Annotated in this window: 19 protein-coding genes; 9 read left to right on the forward strand and 10 right to left on the reverse strand. The window is 72.6% G+C overall.

The window, feature by feature from the left end:
- Positions 1-377: 377 nt before the first annotated feature.
- The 3 genes from D1J63_RS37330 to D1J63_RS24955 all read right to left on the reverse strand — a co-directional run bounded on the left by D1J63_RS37330 (position 378) and on the right by D1J63_RS24955 (position 1,629).
- A complete protein-coding gene (locus D1J63_RS37330; protein ID WP_232249859.1) occupies positions 378-521 on the reverse strand; it encodes a hypothetical protein in 144 nt (47 codons plus the stop codon).
- 98 nt (positions 522-619) lie between these two features.
- Positions 620-814, reverse strand: a complete 195-nt coding sequence (locus D1J63_RS24950) for a DUF397 domain-containing protein (RefSeq protein ID WP_125631787.1) — start codon at positions 812-814, stop codon at positions 620-622.
- Entirely contained in the window at positions 796-1,629 is an 834-nt protein-coding gene (locus D1J63_RS24955; protein ID WP_125635793.1) for a helix-turn-helix transcriptional regulator, read from the reverse strand. The genes D1J63_RS24950 and D1J63_RS24955 overlap by 19 nt, the downstream gene beginning before the upstream one ends.
- 114 nt (positions 1,630-1,743) lie before the next feature.
- Here D1J63_RS24955 and D1J63_RS37335 point away from each other — a divergent pair, with 114 nt between their 5' ends.
- Genes D1J63_RS37335 through D1J63_RS24980 form a run of 5 tightly spaced genes read left to right on the forward strand, consistent with a single transcriptional unit; the run spans position 1,744 to position 4,530 of the window.
- Positions 1,744-1,950, forward strand: a complete 207-nt coding sequence (locus D1J63_RS37335) for a hypothetical protein (RefSeq protein ID WP_125631790.1) — start codon at positions 1,744-1,746, stop codon at positions 1,948-1,950.
- Positions 1,947-2,168, forward strand: coding sequence for a hypothetical protein (locus D1J63_RS24965; RefSeq protein WP_125631792.1), 222 nt, complete (start codon positions 1,947-1,949; stop codon positions 2,166-2,168). Before D1J63_RS37335 ends, D1J63_RS24965 begins: the two co-directional genes overlap by 4 nt.
- Before the next feature lie 22 nt (positions 2,169-2,190).
- Complete coding sequence (gene recO, locus D1J63_RS24970) at positions 2,191-2,937, forward strand: DNA repair protein RecO (protein ID WP_125631794.1); 747 nt, start codon at positions 2,191-2,193, stop codon at positions 2,935-2,937.
- Positions 2,938-2,949: 12 nt separating this feature from the next.
- Positions 2,950-3,780: an isoprenyl transferase gene (locus tag D1J63_RS24975; protein WP_125631796.1), complete on the forward strand. Its 831-nt coding sequence runs from the start codon at positions 2,950-2,952 to the stop codon at positions 3,778-3,780.
- Positions 3,781-3,807: 27 nt separating this feature from the next.
- Positions 3,808-4,530, forward strand: coding sequence for a YoaK family protein (locus D1J63_RS24980; RefSeq protein WP_125631798.1), 723 nt, complete (start codon positions 3,808-3,810; stop codon positions 4,528-4,530).
- Positions 4,531-4,555: 25 nt separating this feature from the next.
- Here D1J63_RS24980 and D1J63_RS24985 read toward each other — a convergent pair whose 3' ends face one another.
- The 4 genes from D1J63_RS24985 to D1J63_RS25000 all read right to left on the reverse strand — a co-directional run bounded on the left by D1J63_RS24985 (position 4,556) and on the right by D1J63_RS25000 (position 7,743).
- On the reverse strand, positions 4,556-4,975 hold the full coding sequence (locus D1J63_RS24985; RefSeq protein ID WP_125631800.1) for a transcriptional repressor: 420 nt from the start codon (positions 4,973-4,975) through the stop codon (positions 4,556-4,558).
- Positions 4,976-5,037: 62 nt separating this feature from the next.
- Positions 5,038-5,940 carry a metal ABC transporter permease gene (locus tag D1J63_RS24990; protein ID WP_125631802.1) on the reverse strand — a complete coding sequence of 301 codons (903 nt, stop codon included), beginning with the start codon at positions 5,938-5,940 and terminating at the stop codon, positions 5,038-5,040.
- 13 nt (positions 5,941-5,953) lie between these two features.
- Complete coding sequence (locus D1J63_RS24995; protein ID WP_102927433.1) at positions 5,954-6,724, reverse strand: metal ABC transporter ATP-binding protein; 771 nt, start codon at positions 6,722-6,724, stop codon at positions 5,954-5,956.
- Between the two features lie 38 nt (positions 6,725-6,762).
- Positions 6,763-7,743, reverse strand: coding sequence for a zinc ABC transporter substrate-binding protein (locus D1J63_RS25000; RefSeq protein ID WP_125631804.1), 981 nt, complete (start codon positions 7,741-7,743; stop codon positions 6,763-6,765).
- 160 nt (positions 7,744-7,903) lie between these two features.
- Between D1J63_RS25000 and D1J63_RS25005 the strand changes: the two genes are divergently transcribed.
- Positions 7,904-9,286 (forward strand): glycine--tRNA ligase, encoded by a 1,383-nt coding sequence (locus D1J63_RS25005; RefSeq protein WP_102927431.1) that lies wholly within the window; start codon positions 7,904-7,906, stop codon positions 9,284-9,286.
- 226 nt (positions 9,287-9,512) lie between these two features.
- Here the strand turns inward: D1J63_RS25005 and D1J63_RS25010 are convergent, their stop codons facing one another.
- Positions 9,513-10,736, reverse strand: a complete 1,224-nt coding sequence (locus tag D1J63_RS25010; protein ID WP_125631806.1) for an RNA-guided endonuclease TnpB family protein — start codon at positions 10,734-10,736, stop codon at positions 9,513-9,515.
- Positions 10,737-10,858: 122 nt separating this feature from the next.
- Positions 10,859-12,292: an MFS transporter gene (locus D1J63_RS25015; protein ID WP_125631808.1), complete on the reverse strand. Its 1,434-nt coding sequence runs from the start codon at positions 12,290-12,292 to the stop codon at positions 10,859-10,861.
- A 111-nt stretch (positions 12,293-12,403) separates the two neighbouring features.
- Between D1J63_RS25015 and D1J63_RS25020 the strand changes: the two genes are divergently transcribed.
- From D1J63_RS25020 to D1J63_RS25035, 3 genes are all read left to right on the forward strand, one after another.
- On the forward strand, positions 12,404-13,300 hold the full coding sequence (locus D1J63_RS25020; RefSeq protein ID WP_125635795.1) for a helix-turn-helix domain-containing protein: 897 nt from the start codon (positions 12,404-12,406) through the stop codon (positions 13,298-13,300).
- A 112-nt stretch (positions 13,301-13,412) separates the two neighbouring features.
- Complete coding sequence (locus D1J63_RS37340) at positions 13,413-14,096, forward strand: hypothetical protein (protein WP_232249861.1); 684 nt, start codon at positions 13,413-13,415, stop codon at positions 14,094-14,096.
- A gap of 9 nt (positions 14,097-14,105) precedes the next feature.
- Positions 14,106-18,602, forward strand: coding sequence for a cation-translocating P-type ATPase (locus tag D1J63_RS25035; protein WP_125631810.1), 4,497 nt, complete (start codon positions 14,106-14,108; stop codon positions 18,600-18,602).
- 277 nt (positions 18,603-18,879) lie between these two features.
- Here the strand turns inward: D1J63_RS25035 and D1J63_RS25040 are convergent, their stop codons facing one another.
- Positions 18,880-20,325, reverse strand: a complete 1,446-nt coding sequence (locus tag D1J63_RS25040; RefSeq protein WP_125631812.1) for an MFS transporter — start codon at positions 20,323-20,325, stop codon at positions 18,880-18,882.
- Positions 20,326-20,332 lie beyond the last annotated feature (7 nt).

Below are 20,332 nucleotides of genomic sequence, written 5' to 3' on the forward strand. Positions count from 1 at the left end.
TCCGCGGGGGTCGCGGGCTTGTCCGAGGAGGCCGCCGCCGAGGGCTGTGCCGAGTCCGCCGGGGCGGAGGAAGCGGCCCGGGTCGGTTTCCGGTCGTCGGCCGCCTGCTCGTTGTCGCCGCAGGACGGACAGCGTCAGGAGTGTCGTGGCGGCTGTGGACAGGGCAAGGGCGAATTGGCGCTTGAGCATGGGGTCACTCAAGCGCCGGACGAGTTGTTCAGACACCCGGCCCGCGGGACTGAACAACACCGCGGCTCAGCGCAGCAGGGCCGCCAGCAGGTCGGTCCCCAGCGCCGTCACATCGGTCGGAGTGAGCGTGTAACGCACGTAACGGCCGTGCCGTTCGGCCGTGAGCTGGCGGTCGTCACCGGGCTCGCCTACCTCGGCGCGGCGGCGTTGGCGTGGTCGGTACGGGTGCACGCCGACGCGGGGAGGCGTGCAGCCCTCCCGGTGTCGGCCGGCCTGAACACGGCGTTGATCTCGCCCTTCTCGCCGAGGTAGCGCGGCTCCGGGTACGACATGGTGTGCCTCCTCCGTCGGGTCCTGACGAGGCAACTCTCGCTGCTCGGAGGCGCCTCGGCCATCGTCCGGAGGACCGGTGGAGAAGGGGACGCCAGTCCTAGGCCACGGTACGTACGAACTCCGTCCAGGCCGCCGATCCGATGACGATCACTGGGCCGTCGGTCACCTTGCTGTCCCGGACGGGTATGACGCCGGGGACTCCGTCGGTGACTTCGAGGCAGTCCTCGCCGCCGCTTCCTCCGCTGTAGCTGCTCTTGCGCCAGCAAGCGTTGGTCAGGTCGTACCCGCGCATTGTCTGTAGCCCTCCGCCGCCGCCTCGATCATGTCCAGGGACGCCTCCAGTGGCAGAGCCGTGACCCTGAGAAGATCGTAATCCGCGTGCACCCGCTTCACTACTGCCGGATCGTCCAGCAGACTGCCCGACAGCACGCCCTCTGTATAGACGGTCGGCGGAGCGTCCTCGAACTCCATGAGCTTCATCGCCTTGCCCATCTGCGGATGTGCCCCGGCCGAGAACGGCAGGACCTGGGCCAGGATCTTGCGACTGCGCACCAGCTCCGTGACGTGCTCCAGTTGCTGGGCCATCACGTCGGCGGAGCCGACCGGGAGGCGTAGTACGGCCTCGTGCAGCAGAGCCCAATACACGGGCCGTGTAGCGTCCTTGAGGAGACGGGTCCGGTCCATACGGAGACCGACCATCTCCTCGATCCACTCGTCCGGCGACAGCGGGTTGCTGGCCAGGTAGAGAGCACGGGCATACCCCGATGTCTGCAAGAGTCCTGGAACCACTGTGGGCGCCCACTCGCAGATGCTCGTAGCCAGACGTTCCAGTTCCGCAGCGTGCGCAAAGTACTCCGTATACGGCTGATCCTTGATGAGCTTCTTCCACAGTCGCTCGAAAATACCGTCGGTTTGTAGCGCCTCGTCGATCCGCTGGGCCACATCCAACTGTGGTTTCCGAATTGCCTGTTCGAACTGGCCGATGTAGCCCCCGGAGACGAAAACCCGTGCCCCCAACTCCACTTGGGTGATTCCGGCGTCCTCCCGCCGGCGTTTCAGTTCCGTTCCGAAGAACTCCCACGCGGCTTGCCGTGAACCATTGGCCATAACCAACCCCCATGCGCTGACCCGCACTTGTAGTGCGCATACTCCTGCCGAGTGTAGGCACGTCGCGGCATTCTGGGGGTACGAAGAGTGAAAACGTAAAGGGAAGGGAACACGGTGGAAGCACGGCACTCGGCGCTCTGCGTCGAAGGAGCGGAGGAGACGGTGAAAGAATTGCGCGCGGCGCTCGCGGAGGCAGGAATTGTTCTTCCCTCACTCGGGCTCGACCCGGTGAGTCTCGCGCGGGAGGCACCCTGCCCGCTCGTCGAATTGGGCCGGTGTTCCGTGGAGACCGCGCAGCGCCTCGCGGCGGCACTGCGATGACGACGACGCCGCCCGTGGGGGTCTACGCCGTGGACACCCGCAGGGGCAGGGTCGGGATCGTCATGGGGCACGAGGGGCCGTACGTGCAGCTGCGGCCGTACGGCGGGGGACGGGAGTGGGACGCCGAGCCGGGTGACGTACGTCACGCCACCGCGTCGGAGCGGCTCAGCGCGGCGACCGCGTACACCAACGCCCGAAGCCGTGGCGAGGTGCCTTGAGGGATGCGCGAGAATGGGCGGCATGAGTCTGTTCCGCGACGACGGCATCGTGCTGCGCACCCAGAAGCTGGGTGAGGCGGACCGGATCATCACCATGCTCACGCGCGGTCACGGCCGCGTACGCGCCGTGGCGCGCGGGGTGCGGCGCACGAAGTCGAAGTTCGGCGCGCGGCTGGAGCCGTTCTCGCACGTGGACGTGCAGTTCTTCTCGAAGGGCAGCGAGCTGGTCGGGCGCGGGCTGCCGCTGTGCACGCAGAGCGAGACGATCGCGCCCTACGGCGGCGGGATCGTCACCGACTACGCCCGCTACACCGCGGGGACCGCCATGCTGGAGACGGCCGAGCGGTTCACCGACCACGAGGGCGAGCCGGCGGTGCAGCAGTATCTGCTGCTGGTCGGCGGGCTCAGGACCCTCGCCCGGGGCGAGCACGCACCGAACCTGGTGCTGGACGCGTTCCTGCTGCGCTCGCTGGCCGTGAACGGGTACGCCCCGACCTTCGGGGACTGCGCGAAGTGCGGCCTGCCCGGTCCGAACCGGTTCTTCTCGGTCGGCTCGGGCGGCTCCGTCTGCGTCGACTGCCGGGTGCCCGGCAGCGTCGTACCCTCGCCGCAGGCCCTGGAACTGCTCGGGGCGCTGCTCGCGGGGGACTGGGGCACGGCGGACGCGGCCGAGCCCCGGTACGTGCGGGAGGGGAGCGGACTGGTCTCCGCCTACCTGCACTGGCACCTTGAGCGGGGACTGCGCTCCCTGCGGTACGTCGAGAAGTAGGAGAGAACCGATATGGCCGTACGCGGGATTCTGGGGCGGCAGCGCCGGGAGTACAGGACGCCGGAGCCGCACCCGTCCGGCGCGCGTCCGCCGAAGCTCGGTGAGCTGGTGCCGGAGCACGTGGCGATCGTCATGGACGGCAACGGCCGCTGGGCCAAGGAGCGCGGGCTGCCGCGCACCGAGGGGCACAAGGTCGGCGCCGAGCAGGTCATGGACGTGCTCCAGGGCGCGATCGAGATCGGCGTCGGGAACATCTCCCTGTACGCCTTCTCCACCGAGAACTGGAAGCGCTCGCCGGAGGAGGTGCGCTTCCTGATGAACTTCAACCGCGACTTCATCCGCAAGTCCCGCGACACCCTCGACGAGCTGGGGGTGCGGGTGCGCTGGGCGGGGCGGATGCCCCGGCTGTGGAAGTCGGTGGCCAAGGAGCTCCAGGTCGCTCAGGAGCAGACCAAGGACAACGACCGGCTCACGCTGTACTTCTGCATGAACTACGGCGGGCGGGCCGAGATCGCCGACGCGGCGCAGGCCCTCGCCGAGGACGTGCGGGCCGGGAAGCTCGACCCGTCGAAGGTGAACGAGAAGACGCTCGCAAAGTACCTGTACTACCCGGACATGCCGGACGTGGACGTGTTCCTGCGGCCGAGCGGGGAGCAGCGGACGTCGAACTACCTGATCTGGCAGAGCGCCTACGCGGAGATGGTCTTCCAGGACGTGCTGTGGCCGGACTTCGACCGGCGCGACCTGTGGCGGGCCTGTCTGGAGTTCGCCTCCCGGGACCGGCGGTTCGGGGGGGCCATCCCGAACGAGCAGCTGCTCGCCATGGAGGGCAAGCAGGCGTAGCCGCCTCCGCTGGGGCATGCTGACCGCATGTCCGAGTCCTCCTCCGCCGCGGCTCCCGGCCCGAGGCGTACGGCGGTCATGACGGTGCTCACGGTGCTCGCGGGCGCCGTCGACGCCGTCAGCTTCCTGACCATGGGCAAGGTCTTCTGCGCGCTCGCCACCGGCAACGTGCTGTTCCTGTCGTTCGCGCTCGCGGGGGAGGGCGACGTGCCGGTGGCGCGGCCCGCCACGGCCATCGGGGCGTTCCTGGCGGGAGCCGCCCTCGGGGCCGTGGCACTGCCGTGGCTCGCGGCGCGCGGGCGGCCCTGGTTCGCGCTCGGGCTGGCGGGCGAGGGGCTGCTGCTGACGCTGGGCGGGGCGGTGGCCGTCGTGCGGCACGGGGACGCGCCCGCGGCGGTGGCCGGGTCCGACCTGGTGGTCGTCGGCGCGGTCGCGCTGGCGATGGGACTGCGCGCCGCCACCGCGCTGCGCCTGCGGGTGCCGGGGATGCCGACACTGCTGAGCCAGACCGCCATCGCCCAGCTGGTCGCCGACGTGCTGAAGGAGCCGCGCGCCGTGCTGCGGGGGATGTCGGACCGGCAGCGGCTCGCCAGGACCCGGTGGACGGCCACCGTGCTGGGGATCTTCGCGGGCGGTGTGCTGGGCACCCTGCTGCTGGTGCCGCTGGGCACCGGGCGGGCGCTGTTCGTCGTCGGCGCCGTGGTGCTGCTGCTGGCGGCGACGCACCTGGCCGTACGGGACGCCCCCTAGTACTCCGTACGCGACGCCCCGCGTGCTACTGGGCGCCCGTCGTCGCGCAGTCCGCGCAGGAGCCGAAGATCTCCACGGTGTGCGCCACGTTGACATAGCCGTGCTCCGCGGCGATGGCCTCGGCCCACTTCTCGACGGCGGGGCCCTCCACCTCGACCGCCTTGCCGCAGGCGCGGCAGACCAGGTGGTGGTGATGGTCGCCGGTGGAGCAGCGGCGGTAGACCGACTCGCCCTCGGCGGTGCGCAGGACGTCGACCTCGCCGGCGTCGGCGAGGGACTGAAGGGTGCGGTAGACCGTGGTGAGCCCGACCGCGTCGCCCTTGTGCTTGAGCATGTCGTGGAGCTCCTGCGCGCTGCGGAACTCCTCGACCTCCTGAAGGGCGGCCGACACGGCAGCCCGCTGCCGGGTGGCGCGGCCCTTCACGGGCGGTCCAGCGGTGGTCACTGGATTCCTCCTCACGTCTTCGCGGCTTGCCGGGCCATTGTGCCAGCCCGGCAGTGCCGCGGTCAGACGCCGACCTCGTCGGCGGCCCCCCTGGTGGCCGGAATCTTGCACTCCGCCGGATCCGCGGCGGGCCGCGCGGCGGCGAGTGCCCGCGCGCGTCGCCTGGCCAGCGGGGCGGCCAGCACGCTCAGCAGGATGAACGCGCCGATGGTGAGCAGCACGATCGTCGCGCCGGGCGGCACGTCCTGGTAGTACGACGTGACGGTGCCGCCGATCGTCACGCTCACCCCGAGGGCGACGGCGATGGCGAACGTGGCGGCGAAGCTGCGGGTGAGCTGCTGCGCGGCGGCCACCGGGACCACCATCAGCGCCGAGACCAGGAGCAGGCCGACGACGCGCATCGCGACGGTGACCGTGACCGCCGCCGTGACGGCCGTCAGCAGGTTCAGCGCGCGCACCGGCAGCCCGGTGACCCGGGCGAACTCCTCGTCCTGGCTGACGGCGAACAGCTGGCGGCGCAGACCGACGGTGACGAGGACCACGAAGGCGGCCAGCAGGCAGATCGCGGTCACGTCGGACTCGGAGACCGTCGACAGCGAGCCGAAGAGGTACGAGGTGAGGTTGGCGTTGGAGCCGCCCGGCGCGAGGTTGATGAACATCACGCCGCCCGCCATGCCGCCGTAGAAGAGCATGGCGAGGGCGATGTCGCCGCGGGTCTTGCCGTACCAGCGGATCAGCTCCATGAGGACCGCGCCGAGGACGGAGACCAGGGTCGCCATCCACACCGGGGACCAGGAGAGCAGGAAGCCGAGGCCGACGCCGGTCATCGCCACGTGGCCGATGCCGTCGCCCATGAGGGCCTGGCGGCGCTGGACCAGGTAGATGCCGATGGCCGGGGCGGTGATGCCGACCAGCACGGCGGCGAGCAGCGCCCGCTGCATGAAGGCGTAGTTCAGGATTTCCATGGTCGTCGCCTTCTCAGCTCAGCAGGCCGGTGCGGATCGGTTCGGCGCCCGCCGGTGCGTGCGGGTGGACGTGGTCGTGGCCGGGCAGCGCGTGCTGGCCGACCGCCTCGGGCGGCGGGCCGTCGTGCAGGACGCAGCCGTCGCGGAGCACCACGGCCCGGTCGATCAGCGGCTCCAGCGGGCCCAGCTCGTGCAGGACGAGGAGGACGGTCGCCCCGGCCGCGACCTGCGCCCGCAGGGTCTCGGCCAGGACCTCCTGGCTGGCCAGGTCGACGCCGGCCATCGGCTCGTCCATGATCAGCAGTTCGGGCTCGGCGGCGAGCGCGCGGGCGATCAGTACGCGCTGGTGCTGGCCGCCGGAGAGGGCGTTCACCGAGTCCTTGGCGCGGTCGGCCATGCCGACCAGGTCCAGGGCGCGGCGTACGGCCTCGTGGTCGGCCTTGCGCAGGACGCCGAAGCGGGCCCGGGAGAGCCGGCCCGAGGAGACCACCTCGGTCACCGTGGCGGGGACGCCGCCCGCGGCCGTGGTGCGCTGCGGGACGTAACCCAGGCGCCCCCAGTCGCGGAAGCGGCGCCTGGGGGTGCCGAACAGCTCGATCTCCCCGTCCGTCACCGGCACCTGGCCGATGATCGTGCGCACGGCCGTGGACTTGCCGGAGCCATTGGCGCCGAGCAGCGCGACCACCTGGCCGCGCCGCACGGTGAGGTCGATGCCGCGCAGGACGGGGCGTGAGCCCAGCTCGGCGCGGACGCCGCGCAGGGATATGACGGACTCGTCGCTCACGATGTCCTCCGTAACGATCGAACTGCGGGTGGTACTGCTTACTTGGCGCCGAGGGCGGATTCCAGCGCCTTGAGGTTGGACTGCATGACCCCGACGTAGTCCTCGCCCTTGGACTTGTCGGTGATGCCCTCCAGCGGATCGAGGACGTCCGTCTTCAGGCCCGCGTCCTTGGCCAGGGTCTTCGCGGTCTTGTCGGACACCAGTGTCTCGTAGAAGACGGTGGTCACGCCGTCGGCCTTGGCCTCCTGCTGGAGCTCCTTGATCCGGGCGGGGCTGGGCTCGCTCTCCGGGTCGAGGCCGTTGATGGCCTCCTGGGTGAGGCCGTAGCGCTCGGCGAGGTAGCCGAAGGCGGCGTGGTTGGTGAAGAAGACCTTGGTCGAAGTGTTCTTCAGGCCGTCCTTGTAGGCCGTGTCCAGGTCGCCGAGCTTCTTCGCCAGCGCCTCGGCGTTCTTGCGGTAGTCGGCGGCGTGGTCGGGGTCGGCCTTCTCGAAGGCCTTCGCGACGCCCTGGGCGATCTCCGCGTACTTCACCGGGTCCAGCCAGACGTGCGGGTCGAGCGCGTGCTCCCCGCCCTCGGAGTGCTCCTCCTCGGCGTGCTCGTCCGCGTGCTCCTCGCCGCCGTGGTCGTGCTCCACGTCGCCGTGGTCCTCGAGCTTGGTCAGCGTGGCCGCGTCGATCTTGGTCTTCACGTCGGACTGGGCGATCGCCTCGTCCACGGCGGGCTGGAGGGACTTGAGGTAGAGCACCGCGTCCGCCTCGCCCATCCGGGCGGTCTGCTTGGCGCTCAGCTCCAGGTCGTGCGGCTCCTGGCCGGGTTCGGTGAGCGTGGTGACGTTCACGTGGTCCCCGCCGATCTGCTCGGCCAGGTACTCCATGGGGTAGAAGGACGCGACGACGTCGAACTTGTCCGTATTGCCCGCCGCCGAGCTGTCGCTGGAGCAGGCGGAGAGGGTGCCGAGGCCGAGCGCGGTGGCCGCGGTGACTGCTATGCCGGATATGCGGCGTCGTCGTACGTTCATGACACTCATTTTCAACAAATATGGAAACCGTTGTCAACAAGCGTGCGATTCCGCAGATGGGAGGCCCCGATTTGGCCGAGGGGCGACCCGCGCCGGTAACCTGAAGCATTCTCTGGAAGCATCTCGCTTCGTCGCCCGTCGTCGTAATGAAGAGAGCACCGTGGCCGCCGACAAGATCGACACCATCGTCAGCCTGAGCAAGCGCCGTGGCTTCGTATTCCCCTGCAGTGAGATCTACGGCGGTCAGCGCGCCGCCTGGGACTACGGTCCGCTGGGTGTCGAGCTCAAGGAGAACCTCAAGCGCCAGTGGTGGCGCTACATGGTCACCTCGCGCGAGGACGTCGTCGGTCTCGACTCCTCCGTGATCCTGGCTCCCGAGGTGTGGGTGGCCTCCGGTCACGTCGCCACCTTCACGGACCCGCTGACCGAGTGCACCTCCTGCCACAAGCGGTTCCGCGCGGACCACCTGGAGGAGGAGTACGAGGAGAAGAAGGGCCGCGCGCCGGAGAACGGCCTGGCCGACCTCAACTGCCCCAACTGCGGCAACAAGGGCACCTTCACCGAGCCCAAGCAGTTCTCCGGTCTGCTCTCGACCCACCTCGGCCCGACCCAGGACAGCGGCTCGGTCGCCTACCTGCGGCCCGAGACCGCCCAGGGCATCTTCACCAACTTCGCCCAGGTGCAGACCACTTCGCGCCGCAAGCCGCCGTTCGGCATCGCCCAGATGGGCAAGTCCTTCCGCAACGAGATCACGCCCGGCAACTTCATCTTCCGCACCCGCGAGTTCGAGCAGATGGAGATGGAGTTCTTCGTCAAGCCGGGCGAGGACGAGAAGTGGCAGGAGTACTGGATGGAGCAGCGCTGGAACTGGTACACCGGTCTCGGCCTGCGCGAGGAGAACATGCGGTGGTACGAGCACCCCGCCGAGAAGCTCTCCCACTACTCCAAGCGCACCGCCGACATCGAGTACCGCTTCCGGTTCGGCGGCAGTGAGTGGGGCGAGCTGGAGGGCGTCGCCAACCGCACCGACTACGACCTCTCCTCGCACGCCAAGGCCTCCGGCCAGGACCTCTCCTACTACGACCAGGAGGCCCAGGAGCGCTGGACGCCGTACGTCATCGAGCCGGCGGCCGGTGTCGGGCGCGCGATGCTCGCCTTCCTGCTCGACGCCTACATCGAGGACGAGGCGCCGAACGCCAAGGGCAAGCTGGAGAAGCGCACGGTGCTGCGGCTCGACCCGCGGCTGTCGCCGGTGAAGGTCGCCGTGCTTCCGCTGTCCCGCAACCCGGAGCTGTCGCCGAAGGCGAAGGGGCTGGCGCAGGCGCTGCGGCAGCACTGGAACATCGAGTTCGACGACGCGGGTGCGATCGGGCGCCGGTACCGGCGTCAGGACGAGATCGGGACGCCGTTCTGCGTGACCGTCGACTTCGACACGCTGGACGACAACGCGGTGACCGTGCGGGAGCGGGACACGATGAAGCAGGAACGCGTGTCGCTGGACCAGATCGAGGGGTACCTCGCTTCTCGGCTCGTCGGCTGCTGAACGTCCGTTTGCGTTGAGGTACCAGGGGGCTCCGCCCCCTGGACCCCCGGCCTGTGCCCACCCACCACCCGACTCGGTCGGGAGGGGGGTGGGCGTTTCGGGTTTTCGGGGGTCTGGATTCCGGGCCAGCCCGCCGCCGCGTACTTCAGCCGCGTTGAGGACGTTTTGACTTGCTCCTCGGGCTGAAGCCCGAGGATTCTGGCCCTCCCTGCCGATGCCTGTGCCGCTACGCAGCACAGGCATCCGTCGGGAGCCCGTGGCTTCCTGTTTCTCCGCGCTGTGCCGGGATCGCTCCTGGTCTTACCGGCGCTCCGCAGGCCGATGCCGCCAGTCCGGCGGCCTGTTTCACGTTGATCGCGGCGTTGTGGTCCCGGTCGTGGACCGTGCCACAGGCGGCGCAGGTCCATTCCCGCACGTGCAGGGGTTTGGGCCCGTCCACGGTGCCGCAGGTGGAGCAGGTCTGGGAGGTCGGTTCGAACCGGTCGACCTTGACCAGGGTGCGACCGTACCGTTGCGCTTTGTACGCAAGCATGCCGACGAACGAGGACCACCCCGCGTCGTGCACCGACTTGGCCAGCCGAGTGCGGGCCAGTCCCTTGACCGACAGATCCTCCACAGCGATCCCTTGGTTCTCGGAGATCAGCTTCGTGGAGAGCTGGTGGTGGAACTCGCGGCGCGCGTCGGCGACCTTCGCGTGGGCGCGGGCAACCTTCAGGCGGGCCTTGGCCCGGTTCTTCGATCCCTTCTGCTTGCGGGACAGTTCCCGTTGGGCCTTCTTCAGCTTCTTCTCCGCGCGTCGCAGGAAGCGCGGTGAGTCGATTTTCGTGCCGTCAGAGAGGACCGCGAAGTGCGCGAGGCCGAGGTCGATGCCGACGGTGCGGTCGGTCTCGGGCATCCGAGCCTGGTCGGCGGCCTGGTCGGTGTCGACGACGAAGGAGGCGAAATACCGACCGGCCGCATCCTTGATCACGGTGACGGAGGTTGGGGTAGCGGGCAGGGTGCGGGACCACTTCACCTTCACCGCACCGATCTTCGGCAGGCACAGACGGCCGCCGTCGGTGATGCTCCAGCGAGCATTGGCGGTGAACCGAACCGACTGCCGCGCATCCTTGCGCGACTTGAACCGTGGCGCTCCCGCCTTCGGTCCCTTGCGGGCGCTCTGGAGGGAGGCGAAGAAGGTGCGGTACGCGGCCTCGGCGTCCCGCAGGGACTGCTGGAGTACCACCGCGGATACGTCCCCCAGCCAGGATCGCTCGGCTGTCCGCTTCGCCTCGGTGATCAGCTTCCGGGACAGCACGGCCGCCGTCGGGAACGGCAGACCGGATCTGCGGGCGTCCTCGCGGGCACGGACCGCGTCGTTGAAGACGACCCGGGCACACCCGAACGCCCTCGCCATCGTGACCCGCTGACCGGCATCCGGGTACACGCGAAACGCGTACCGAAGCTGCATGCGAGGATCGTACGAACAAGCCGCGCCAGTCGTCATGGGGAACACTCGTTCCCTACCTCGCCCGTCAGCGTCAGCACTGCCCTACTCCGCCGGAACGAACGGGGTGCTGGCTCAGTCGCTTGTCAGACGATCGTCCGGGGCAGGCGCAGGCTCAGCAGGCCGGTGAGCGCCACCGCCGCCAACTGGACCAGCAGTGTCGTCACCAGGGCGTCGCGCATGCCCATGCCCGGGATCAGCGACAGGAACAGCGTGCCCAGGGTGGCCACGCCCAGGGCCAGCGACGACTGCTGGGTCGTGACCATGACGCCGCTGCCCACGCCGGCGCGTTCGGCGGGCACCTCCGAGAGGACCAACCGGAGGACGACCGGGAGCTGGAGCGCCTGGCCCGCGCCCGCGACCGCCGCGCCCGGCAGGAGTTCGACCAGTCCCAGATCGGGCCAGGAACGCCACGCGGCCAGCGTCATCAGGGCCAGGCCCACCCCTTGGAGGGCGGCGCCGGTGGGGACGACGCGGGTCCCGTAGCGGGCGACCAGCCGGGGACCGGCGAGGGAGAAGAGGAAGAACACCACCGCCAGTGGTGCCAGGGCCAGGCCCGCCGCCACCGGGCCCAGGCCCGCGCCCTGCTGCAAGGCCACCGCGATGACGAACATGAAGCCGCTGAAGCCGATCGAGAACGGCACGATGAGCAGGAGGCCGCGGCGCAGGGACACGATCGCGAACAGGCTCGGCGGGACCAGCGGCGTGCGGCCCGCACGGTCCGCCCGGCGCTCCACCGCGTAGAACGCCGCCGCGACGAAGGGGAACGCCGCCAGCGACAGCCACGTCCACAGCGGCCAGCCCGCCGCCCGGCCCTCGGTCAGCGGGACCAGCAGGGTCAGGATCGAGGCGGCCAGCAGGAAGGTGCCCGGGACGTCCACCGGCTCGGGGCGTGCGGAGCGGGTCTCCGGGACCGCGCGGACGGCGAGGAAGAGGCCCGCGAGGACGACCGGGACGTTCACCAGGAAGACGGAACGCCAGCCGGTGCCCGCGATGTCGGCGGCCACCAGGACGCCGCCCAGGATCTGGCCGGCCACCATCGACAGCCCGGCGGTCGCCCCGTACAGGCCCATGGCCTTCGCGCGCCGGGGCCCGGTCGTGGTCGCCTGGATGGTCGCCAGCACCTGGGGCAGCATCGCGGCCGCCGAGGCGCCCTGCGCCACCCTGGCCGCCACCAGCGACCAGGCGTCCGGCGCCAGGCCGCAGGCCAGCGAGGTCAGTCCGAAGGCCGCCATGCCGCCCAGGAACAGGCGGCGCCGGCCGAAGAGGTCGCCGAGCCGGCCGCCGAGGACCAGCAGGACGGCGTACGCCACCCCGTAGCCGGCGACGACCAGTTCCAGGACCGCCTCGCTCGCGGAGAGGTCGGTGCCGATGGTGGGCAGGGCGACGTTGACGATGAAGAAGTCGACGAGCGGGAGTGCCGCGGCCAGCAGCACCGTGAAGAGTCCGAGGCCGCCGAGCGCGGCCGGCGCTCCGGGGGCGGCCGTACGGACGGGACGTGAAGTGATGGTTTCGGTCACGTGGTCGAGCCTGCGACTCCCTCCAGGGTGGTACCAGAGTCTCCTTATGCTGGTAGTGGGAGTACCTGGCAACAGGGTCCCGGACGCGGCACCCTGGGAGGCATGACGACGATGACGGGTCAGGAGACGGCGGTCCAGTCCCCGCCCCGGGACACCGGCTCGGAGATCCGGCGGCACGAACTCGCCGCCTTCCTGCGCAGCCGCCGCGAACGCATCGCCCCCGAGCAGGTCGGGCTGCCCCGCGGACGCCGCCGCCGGACACCGGGGCTGCGGCGCGAGGAGGTCGCCCAGCTCTCGGCCGTCGGCGTCACCTGGTACACCTGGCTGGAGCAGGCCCGGGACATCCAGGTCTCCGTGCAGGTCCTCGACGCCCTCGCCCGCGCCCTGCTGCTCGACCCGACCGAGCGTGCCCACCTCTTCCAGCTCGCCGGGTCCGTCGACCCGACGCCCGCGACGGTCTGCCCGGCCATCACACCGGCGGTGCGCGCCCTGCTGGAGCAGTTCGAGCCCTACCCGGCCTGTGTGCAGAACAGCCGGTACGACATCCTCGCCCACAACCGGACGTACGGGCTGCTGCTGTGCGACCTGGACACGGTGCCGCCCGAGGACCGCAACTGCATGGTCCTCTGCTTCACCAACGAGGACTGGCGGTCCGCCATCGTCCATCTGGAGGAGACCCAGCGCCTGATGGCGGCCCGGTTCCGCGCCACCATGGCCGGTCATCTCGCCGAGCCCGCCTGGAAGATGCTGCTCAAGCGGCTGCGCACCCAGTCCCCCGAGTTCCGCGAGGCCTGGGAGCGCTACGAGGTCGTCGCGCACCGCGGCAAGCGCAAGGAGTTCGTCAACCGGCACGTCGGCCGCATCCGCGTCGACCACACCGACCTGTGGCTCGGTCCGGAGCCCGGCCCCCGGATGGTGACGTACGCACCGGCCGACGAGGTCTCCCGGGAGCGGCTGGAGCGGTTGCACGCGATCGCCCTGGAGCGGGAGCCGACTCCGTCGGGATGAGCGCCCGAAGTGCGGGAACCCGGGGAAATGCGGAAGGTGATGTTCCCGGGGTTTCCCAGGGGCTCGACGGCCCTGGGTACCCACAGCACGGACAGGGCGAGGACGAACAGTCATGGCTGAGCAGAAGTCGGCGCGGACCCTCCCGCGGCCGTTGCACGCGGCCGCTTCGGCGGTGCGGAAGGTGCCGGGTGCCGGCACGGTGGGCAGGGCCGCCGAGGGGGCGCTGGACAGAATCGGGGCGGTGTCGCCGCGCGGGCGGCGCGTGCTCGTCTACACGGGCGCCGGGGTGGCGGGTGTCGCCGGGCTCGTTGAGTGGCCGGTGGCCGTCACCGGGGCGGCGGTGGCCTGGCTGACGCAGCCGCGCGGGCGGGACGGGAAGAACGGCGACGGGAGCGCGTCGCAGGGCGCCGACGGCACGAGGACCGCCCGGACGGCGCCGGCCAGGAAGACCACCGCCAGGGCGGCCGGGACGACGGCGACGAAGACGACGGCGACGAAGACGGCCGCGACGAAGACGGCCGCGGAGAAGCGGGCCGCCGGCGCCAGGAAGACCGCCGCCAAGTCCGCCGGAGCCGGGTCGACGGCGGCCAAGGCCACGACCGGCAAGTCCGCCGCCGCGAAGAAGTCCGCCGCGAAGAAGTCCGCCGCGAAGAAGACCCCCGCGAGGAAGACCGCGTCCCCCACTCGGAGCAAGAGCCAGTCGGGGACCAAGGCGTCCTCCAGTCGGCCCTCCACCACGGGCGGGAGCCGCGGCCGCAAGACGGCCACCGCGTCGCGCACCCGCAAGTCCGGCTGAGGGAGAGCGATGGCCGGTGGACTGCTGACGCGTTCCCAGGGCGCTGTCACGGGATTCGTGCTGGCCGGCCCCCGGCTGCTCGCGCGCGGCACCGCGCCCGCCGTGGGCGCCGCGGCCGGGGCGGCGGCGGGCACCGCACGGGCCGGTGTGCGCGGCGCCGACTTCGCGGCGCGGGCGGCACGGGTGGCCCGCGCGGCGCTGCCCGGCGGATCGCGGGACTGGCGGGCCGGGCCCCGCGTGCACCTCGCGCTCCGGCCGGCCGCGACGGACGAGGTGCGCCGGGCCGGCGGTACGGAACGGGTGGGCCGGCGGGTGGCGGCGGCCCTGGCCGAGCACCCGGACGTCCTGCTCGCCTACTGGGACACCGGTCTCGCCAGACTGGTGGTGACCGCGACCGAGGACACGCTCACCGACCGCGTCGTGGACCACGCCACCGCACTGGCCGAACGCCACGGACTCACCCGGGCGGACCAGTCCGCCGCCACCGGTCCGGACGGTCCGGGCGACGCGGACGACCTGGTGGACGAGACGGACCATCCCGGCGACCCGACCCCCGTGCGGGTCGCGGCCGCCGCGCTCGGGGCCGACATGCTGGGCATCGCCGCCGCTGTGACCGGCGCGCGGCTGCGGCTGCCGGCCTCACCCCGCCTGGTGACCGCCGTGGCGACGCTGCTGCGCGAGAACCCGGCCTTCCGCGCCTGGCTGCGCGAGCGGCTCGGCGACCACGGCATGGACCTGGCCCTGGCCGCCGCCAACGCGGCCGTCCACGGCGCCGGGCAGAGCCCGACCTCGCTGGTGCTCGACGGGGCGCTGCGCGCCTGCCAGTTGGCGGAGGCGGTGGCGCGGGGGGCCGCCTTCGAGGTCGTGCACGACCAGCTGTGCGTCCCGGGCCGGGGCAGTCTGCCCGCCGGGCCCGCCCTGCGCCCGCCGCCGCGCACCTCCCCGGCCCAGGACTACGCCGCCCACGCCTCGGCGGGCAGCGTGGCGGGCGCCGCCGCGACCCTGCTGGTCAAGCACGACGTGGCGGAGGCGGCGGAGGCGGTGCTGGCCGGCTCGCCCAAGGCCGCGCGCTACGGGCCCGCCGCCTTCCACGCCGTACTGAGCGCCGCGCTGTCCCGCACCGGTGTGCTCGTGCGCGACCCCGGGCGGCTGCGGCAGCTGGAGATGGCCCGCACGGTCGTACTGCACCCCAGCGCGCTGCGGGTGCCGGACGCGGGCGCCGACCCGTGGACCGAGGACGTGCTGGACGCGGCGCGGCGCGCGGGACTGCGCGTGGTCATGGTCGAGGACCCCGCGCTGGCCGACTTCACCGGCCTCGCCGACCAGGTCGTCGCCGCCGGACGCCCGCTCGCGGACGTCGTGGCCGGACTGCGGGAGGAGGGCGGCGTCATCACCGTCGTACGGCCGCTGCCCGGCGCCGACGCGGGCGTGACGGACGGACTGCTCGCCGGGGACGTGGCGGTCGCGCTGGCCGACGCCGGCTGCCCGGTGGCCTGGGGCGCGGACGTGCTCGCGCCGCAGGGCCTGGCCGACGTGTGGCGGGTGCTGCGGGCGGTGCCGGTGGCGCGTGCGGTCGGGCGCCGGTCGCAGACGCTGGCCCGGTCCGGGGCCGCGCTGTCCGGGCTGCTGGTGGCGGTCGGCGAGGCGCGCGGCAGGAGCCGGGGCGGCGTGTCGTCGCTGCTCGGGATGCGGCACGCGCCGGTGGACGCGAGCGCGGCGCTGGCCCTGCTGTCCGGGACGCGGGCCGCGCTCGGGGTGGCGATGGCCCGCGCCCCGCATCCCCGGCCCCGGGTGGCGTGGCACGCGCTGGACCCCGACGACGTACGGGAGCGGCTGGAGCGGGAACGCGAACCCGAGCCGACCGTCGTGGAACAGGCCACCGCCCGGCTGCGGGCGGCCGCCGACCGGGCGGGCCGGGTGCCCGTGCTGGCCCCCGTCCGCTGGTCGTGGCAGCTGGCCCGGGCCGTACGCGGGGAGCTGGACGATCCGCTCACCCCGGTACTGGCGGTCGGCTCGGCCGCCTCCGCGATCCTCGGGTCGGTCGTCGACGCGCTGCTCGTGGTCGGCGCCCTCGACCTGAACGCCCTGGTCGGCGGTTTCCAACGGCTGCGCGCCGAGCGGGCGTTGTCCGGTCTGCTGGCGGAGCAGAAGCAGAAGGCCCGCCTGGCGGAGGGCCCCGGGCCGGGGAACGGGCACGCCGGCCGGGACACGGCGGGGGAGCACGGCGCCACCGGACGGTCCGGCGCCGGCCCGAGGGAGACGGCGTCGGAGGGGCAACCCGCAGGGGCGGGCGCGGAGTTCGCCTCCGAGGGCGAGCCGTGGATCGTGGACGCGGCCAAGCTGCACCCCGGCCACGTGATCGAGCTGAAGGCCGACGACGTCGTGCCCGCCGACGCGCGGCTGCTGTGGGAGGACGGCCTGGAGGTGGACGAGTCCGCGCTGACCGGCGAGTCGCTGCCGGTGGACAAGTGCGTGGACCCGGCGCCGCGCGCCCCGGTGGCGGAGCGGTACTGCATGGTCTTCGAGGGCACGACCGTGGTGGCCGGGCGGGCCCGGGCCGTCGTCGTCGACACCGGGGACCACACGGAGGCGGCGCGCGCGGTCGCGCTGGCGGCCCGTACGCCGTCGGCGGCCGGAGTGCAGGCGCGGCTCCAGGAACTGACCCGCAAGGCGCTGCCGCTCACCCTGGCGGGCGGCGCCGCGGTGACCGGGCTCTCGCTGCTGCGCGGGGCGCCGATCCGGCAGGCCGTCGCCGGTGGCGTGTCGGTGGCGGTGGCCGCCGTGCCCGAGGGGCTGCCGCTGGTGGCGACCGTGGCCCAGCTCGCGGCGGCCCGCCGGCTGAGCCGCCGGGGGGTCCTGGTGCGCACCCCGCGCACGCTGGAGGCGCTCGGCCGGATGGACACCGTCTGCTTCGACAAGACGGGCACCCTCACCGAGAACAAGCTGCGGCTGTCACGCGTCGCGGGCCCCGACGGCACGGTCCGCCGCGCGGGCGACCCGGAGACCGCCGACGCCGTACGGACCGCCGCGCGCGCCTGCCCCCGCCTGAACGGCGACGGCGCCCGGCCCACCCACGCCACCGACGAGGCGATCCTGGACGCGGCCGGGGCCGACCCGGGCTGGACGCAGGAGGAGGGCCTGCCCTTCGAGACGTCCCGCGGCTACGCGGCCGCCGTCGGACGCGAGGGCGGCGCCGGCCCCGCGGTCCTGGTGGTCAAGGGCGCCCCGGAGACGGTGCTGCCCGCCTGCGCCGGCCTGCCCTCGGACACCACCGAGGTGGCGCAGCGCCTCGCCCGCGACGGGCTGCGCATCATCGCGGTGGCGCGGCGGACCCTGGCCAAGGGCGAGAAGGCGGCCGACGTCCTCGAACAGCCGCCCGCACGGCTGGAGGTCACGGGGCTGCTGGCGCTCGCCGACGTGCCCCGCGAGACCTCCCCGGCGCTGGTGCGCGGGCTGCGCGAGGCGGGGGTGCGGCCCGTGGTGCTGACCGGCGACCATCCGCAGACCGCCCACGCCATCGCCGTCGACCTGGGCTGGCCCGAGGACGCGGTCGTGGTCACCGGCGACGAACTCGCCGCCGCCGACCGCACCGCGCGGTCCCGGATGCTGCGCGACGCGGACGTCGTGGCCCGGGTGGCGCCCGAGCAGAAGCTCCAGGTCGTCGAGTCGCTGCGGGACGCCGGGCGGGTCGTCGGCATGGTCGGCGACGGCGCCAACGACGCCGCCGCGATCCGGGCCGCCGACATCGGCGTCGGCATCAGCGCCCGCGGCTCGGCCGCCGCCCGCAACGCCGCCGACCTGGTGGTGACGGGCGACGACCTGCTGGTCCTCGTGGAGGCGGTCCGGGAGGGCCGGGCGCTGTGGCACAGCGTCGCCGACGCCATCGCCATCCTGATCGGCGGCAACGCGGGCGAGGTCGGCTTCGGCATCCTCGGCACGGTGCTGGGCGGCGCCGCCCCGCTGTCCACCCGCCAGATGCTGCTGGTCAACCTCTTCACCGACCTGTTCCCGGCGATGGCCGTCGCGGTGACCAAGACGGGCGACCCCGAGCAGGAGGCCGCCGACGCGGGCGCGCCGCTCGGTACGGCGGTGCTGGGTGAGCCCCTCATCCGGCAGATCCGGCACCGGGCCCTGACCACGGCGCTGGGGGCGACCGCGGCCTGGCTCCTGGGCCGCTTCACACCGGGTACGGAGCGGCGTTCGACGACGATGGCGCTGTGCGCGGTCGTCGGCACCCAGCTCGCCCAGACCCTCGCCGACCGCCGCGACAGCCGCCTGGTCCAGGTCACCTCCCTCGGCTCCGCCGCCGCGCTGGTCGCCCTCGTCCAGACCCCGGGCGCCAGCCGCCTCTTCGGCTGCACCCCGCTCGGCCCGGTCGCGTGGACGTGCGTGGCCGCCGCGATCACGCTGGCGCTGGCGGGACAGCGGGCACTGCCGGGGGTGGAGGACGCGGTGATGAGGTACTGGCCGAAGCTGGCGGAACGGCTGCCGACGGTGATGCGCTGAGGCCGGGTGCCGGGTGCCGGGTGCCGGGTGCCGGGTGCCGGGCGTGCGGTCGTCGGCCCGTGGCCGGTTGCCGCCTGTCGGGCGGCGGGTGTCGGCGGGTTGCCGGGTGTCGGGCGGCGGGTGCTGAATGCCGGGAACGGCGTGCCGGGTACCGATTGCCGGTTGCCGGCCCGGGGCCGGGCCTCCGGTGCTGCATGCCGGGTGCGGGGCGTTCAGCGTTCCCCGCGTGGGTCGCCCCGGCCGGGCAGGCAGCCCGCCACCGGAGGCCCGGGTGCCCTCACGCCCCCGTCCGGGCCGCCTCCCGTACCTCCGGCGACTCCAGGCGCTCGGCCGTCCGCTCCGCCGTGCGGTGGGCCCAGCGACCGCTCGTGACGGCGCCGAGGACGAGGACCGCGAGGCCGCAGGCGGCCAGGATCCACCAGCCGGGGCGGGCGGCGGAGACGAAGGTGTCGCGGTACGACGACGCGCTCACGCCCGTCGCCAGCACCGCGCCGACCACTGCCACGCCGAGGGTCTGGCCCAGCTGGCGGCTGGTGGAGGCGACGGCCGCCGCGACCCCGGCCTGGGCGCGCGGCATGCCGGAGACCGCGGTGTTGGTGATGGGCGCGTTGACGAAGCCGAAGCCGATGCCGAACAGGACGTAGCCGAGGAAGAGGGTGAGGTCGGACGTCTCGGCCTCGAAAGCGGCGAAGAGGGTCCCGCTCACGGTCAGCGCCCCGCCCGCGATCAGCAGCGGCAGGCGCGGCCCCCGGCTGCCGACCAGCCGCCCGGACAGCGGGGCGCACAGGAAGGTCGGCACGGCCATCGGCAGCATCCACAGACCGGCCTCCAGGGCGCTCAGCCCGCGCACGTTCTGCAGGTACAGCGTGGACAGGAACAGGAAGCCGCCCAGCGCGGCGAAGGCGCTGATCGCGATGACGGTGGCCCCGCTGAACGGCGCCGACCGGAAGAAGCGCAGCTCGATGAGGGGGTCGGTGCGGCGCGGCTCGTGCACCAGCAGGCCGATCAGCGCGGCGAGCGCCAGGACGGCGAAGGGCAGCACGCTGGTGAGCCCGGCGTTCGGCGCCTCGATGATCGCGTACGTCAGGGAGCCGAACAGCACGATCACCATCAGCTGGCCCAGCGGGTCGGGGCGGCGGGCCTTGGGCGCGCGGGACTCGGGGACGAAGCGGAGGGTGAGGAGGAGGGCGGCCAGGCCCACCGGGAGGTTGACCCAGAAGATCGAGCGCCAGCCGACCGACTCCACGAGCAGCCCGCCCACCAGCGGCCCCGCGGCCATGGATATGCCGACCACCGCACCCCAGACGCCGATCGCCCGGGCCCGTTCGCGAGGGTCGGTGAAGGTGTTGGTGATGATCGACATGGCGACCGGGTTGAGCATCGAACCGCCCACCGCCTGCATCATCCGGAAGACGACCAGCGAGGACAGGCCGGGCGCCAGCGAGCACAGCAGCGAGCCGAGGGTGAAGATCACCAGGCCGGTCATGAAGACCCGTTTGCGGCCGATCCGGTCGGCGGTGGAGCCGGACAGCATCAGCAGCGCGGCCAGCACCAGTGTGTACGCGTCGATGGCCCACTGAAGGCCCGACGTGCTCGCGTGCAGGTCGCGCTGCATGGAGGGGAGGGCGACGTTGAGGATCGTGTTGTCGATACTCACGATCAGCAGGCTCATGCAGCAGATGGCGAGCACGAGCATGCGACGGCGATGGGTGAGCTCGGGCATGAACTCC

Origin of the sequence: Streptomyces sp. KPB2, assembly GCF_003950055.1 — a bacterium.
In the GTDB taxonomy this organism is placed as follows: Bacteria; Actinomycetota; Actinomycetes; order Streptomycetales; family Streptomycetaceae; genus Streptomyces; species Streptomyces salinarius.

Bases quoted from the DNA above. Each gene is read 5' to 3' on its own strand.
- D1J63_RS24950 (WP_125631787.1), bottom strand. From the start codon at position 814: ATGCGCGGGTACGACCTGACCAACGCTTGCTGGCGCAAGAGCAGCTAC.
- D1J63_RS25040 (WP_125631812.1), bottom strand. From the start codon at position 20,325: ATGCCCGAGCTCACCCATCGCCGTCGCATGCTCGTGCTCGCCATCTGC.
- D1J63_RS25010 (WP_125631806.1), bottom strand. From the start codon at position 10,736: ATGCAGCTTCGGTACGCGTTTCGCGTGTACCCGGATGCCGGTCAGCGG.
- D1J63_RS24990 (WP_125631802.1), bottom strand. From the start codon at position 5,940: ATGGAAATCCTGAACTACGCCTTCATGCAGCGGGCGCTGCTCGCCGCC.
- D1J63_RS25000 (WP_125631804.1), bottom strand. From the start codon at position 7,743: ATGAACGTACGACGACGCCGCATATCCGGCATAGCAGTCACCGCGGCC.
- D1J63_RS37340 (WP_232249861.1), top strand. From the start codon at position 13,413: ATGGCTGAGCAGAAGTCGGCGCGGACCCTCCCGCGGCCGTTGCACGCG.
- D1J63_RS24980 (WP_125631798.1), top strand. From the start codon at position 3,808: ATGTCCGAGTCCTCCTCCGCCGCGGCTCCCGGCCCGAGGCGTACGGCG.
- D1J63_RS25020 (WP_125635795.1), top strand. From the start codon at position 12,404: ATGACGGGTCAGGAGACGGCGGTCCAGTCCCCGCCCCGGGACACCGGC.
- D1J63_RS24955 (WP_125635793.1), bottom strand. From the start codon at position 1,629: ATGGCCAATGGTTCACGGCAAGCCGCGTGGGAGTTCTTCGGAACGGAA.
- recO (WP_125631794.1), top strand. From the start codon at position 2,191: ATGAGTCTGTTCCGCGACGACGGCATCGTGCTGCGCACCCAGAAGCTG.
- D1J63_RS25035 (WP_125631810.1), top strand. From the start codon at position 14,106: ATGGCCGGTGGACTGCTGACGCGTTCCCAGGGCGCTGTCACGGGATTC.
- D1J63_RS24965 (WP_125631792.1), top strand. From the start codon at position 1,947: ATGACGACGACGCCGCCCGTGGGGGTCTACGCCGTGGACACCCGCAGG.
- D1J63_RS37330 (WP_232249859.1), bottom strand. From the start codon at position 521: ATGTCGTACCCGGAGCCGCGCTACCTCGGCGAGAAGGGCGAGATCAAC.
- D1J63_RS24975 (WP_125631796.1), top strand. From the start codon at position 2,950: ATGGCCGTACGCGGGATTCTGGGGCGGCAGCGCCGGGAGTACAGGACG.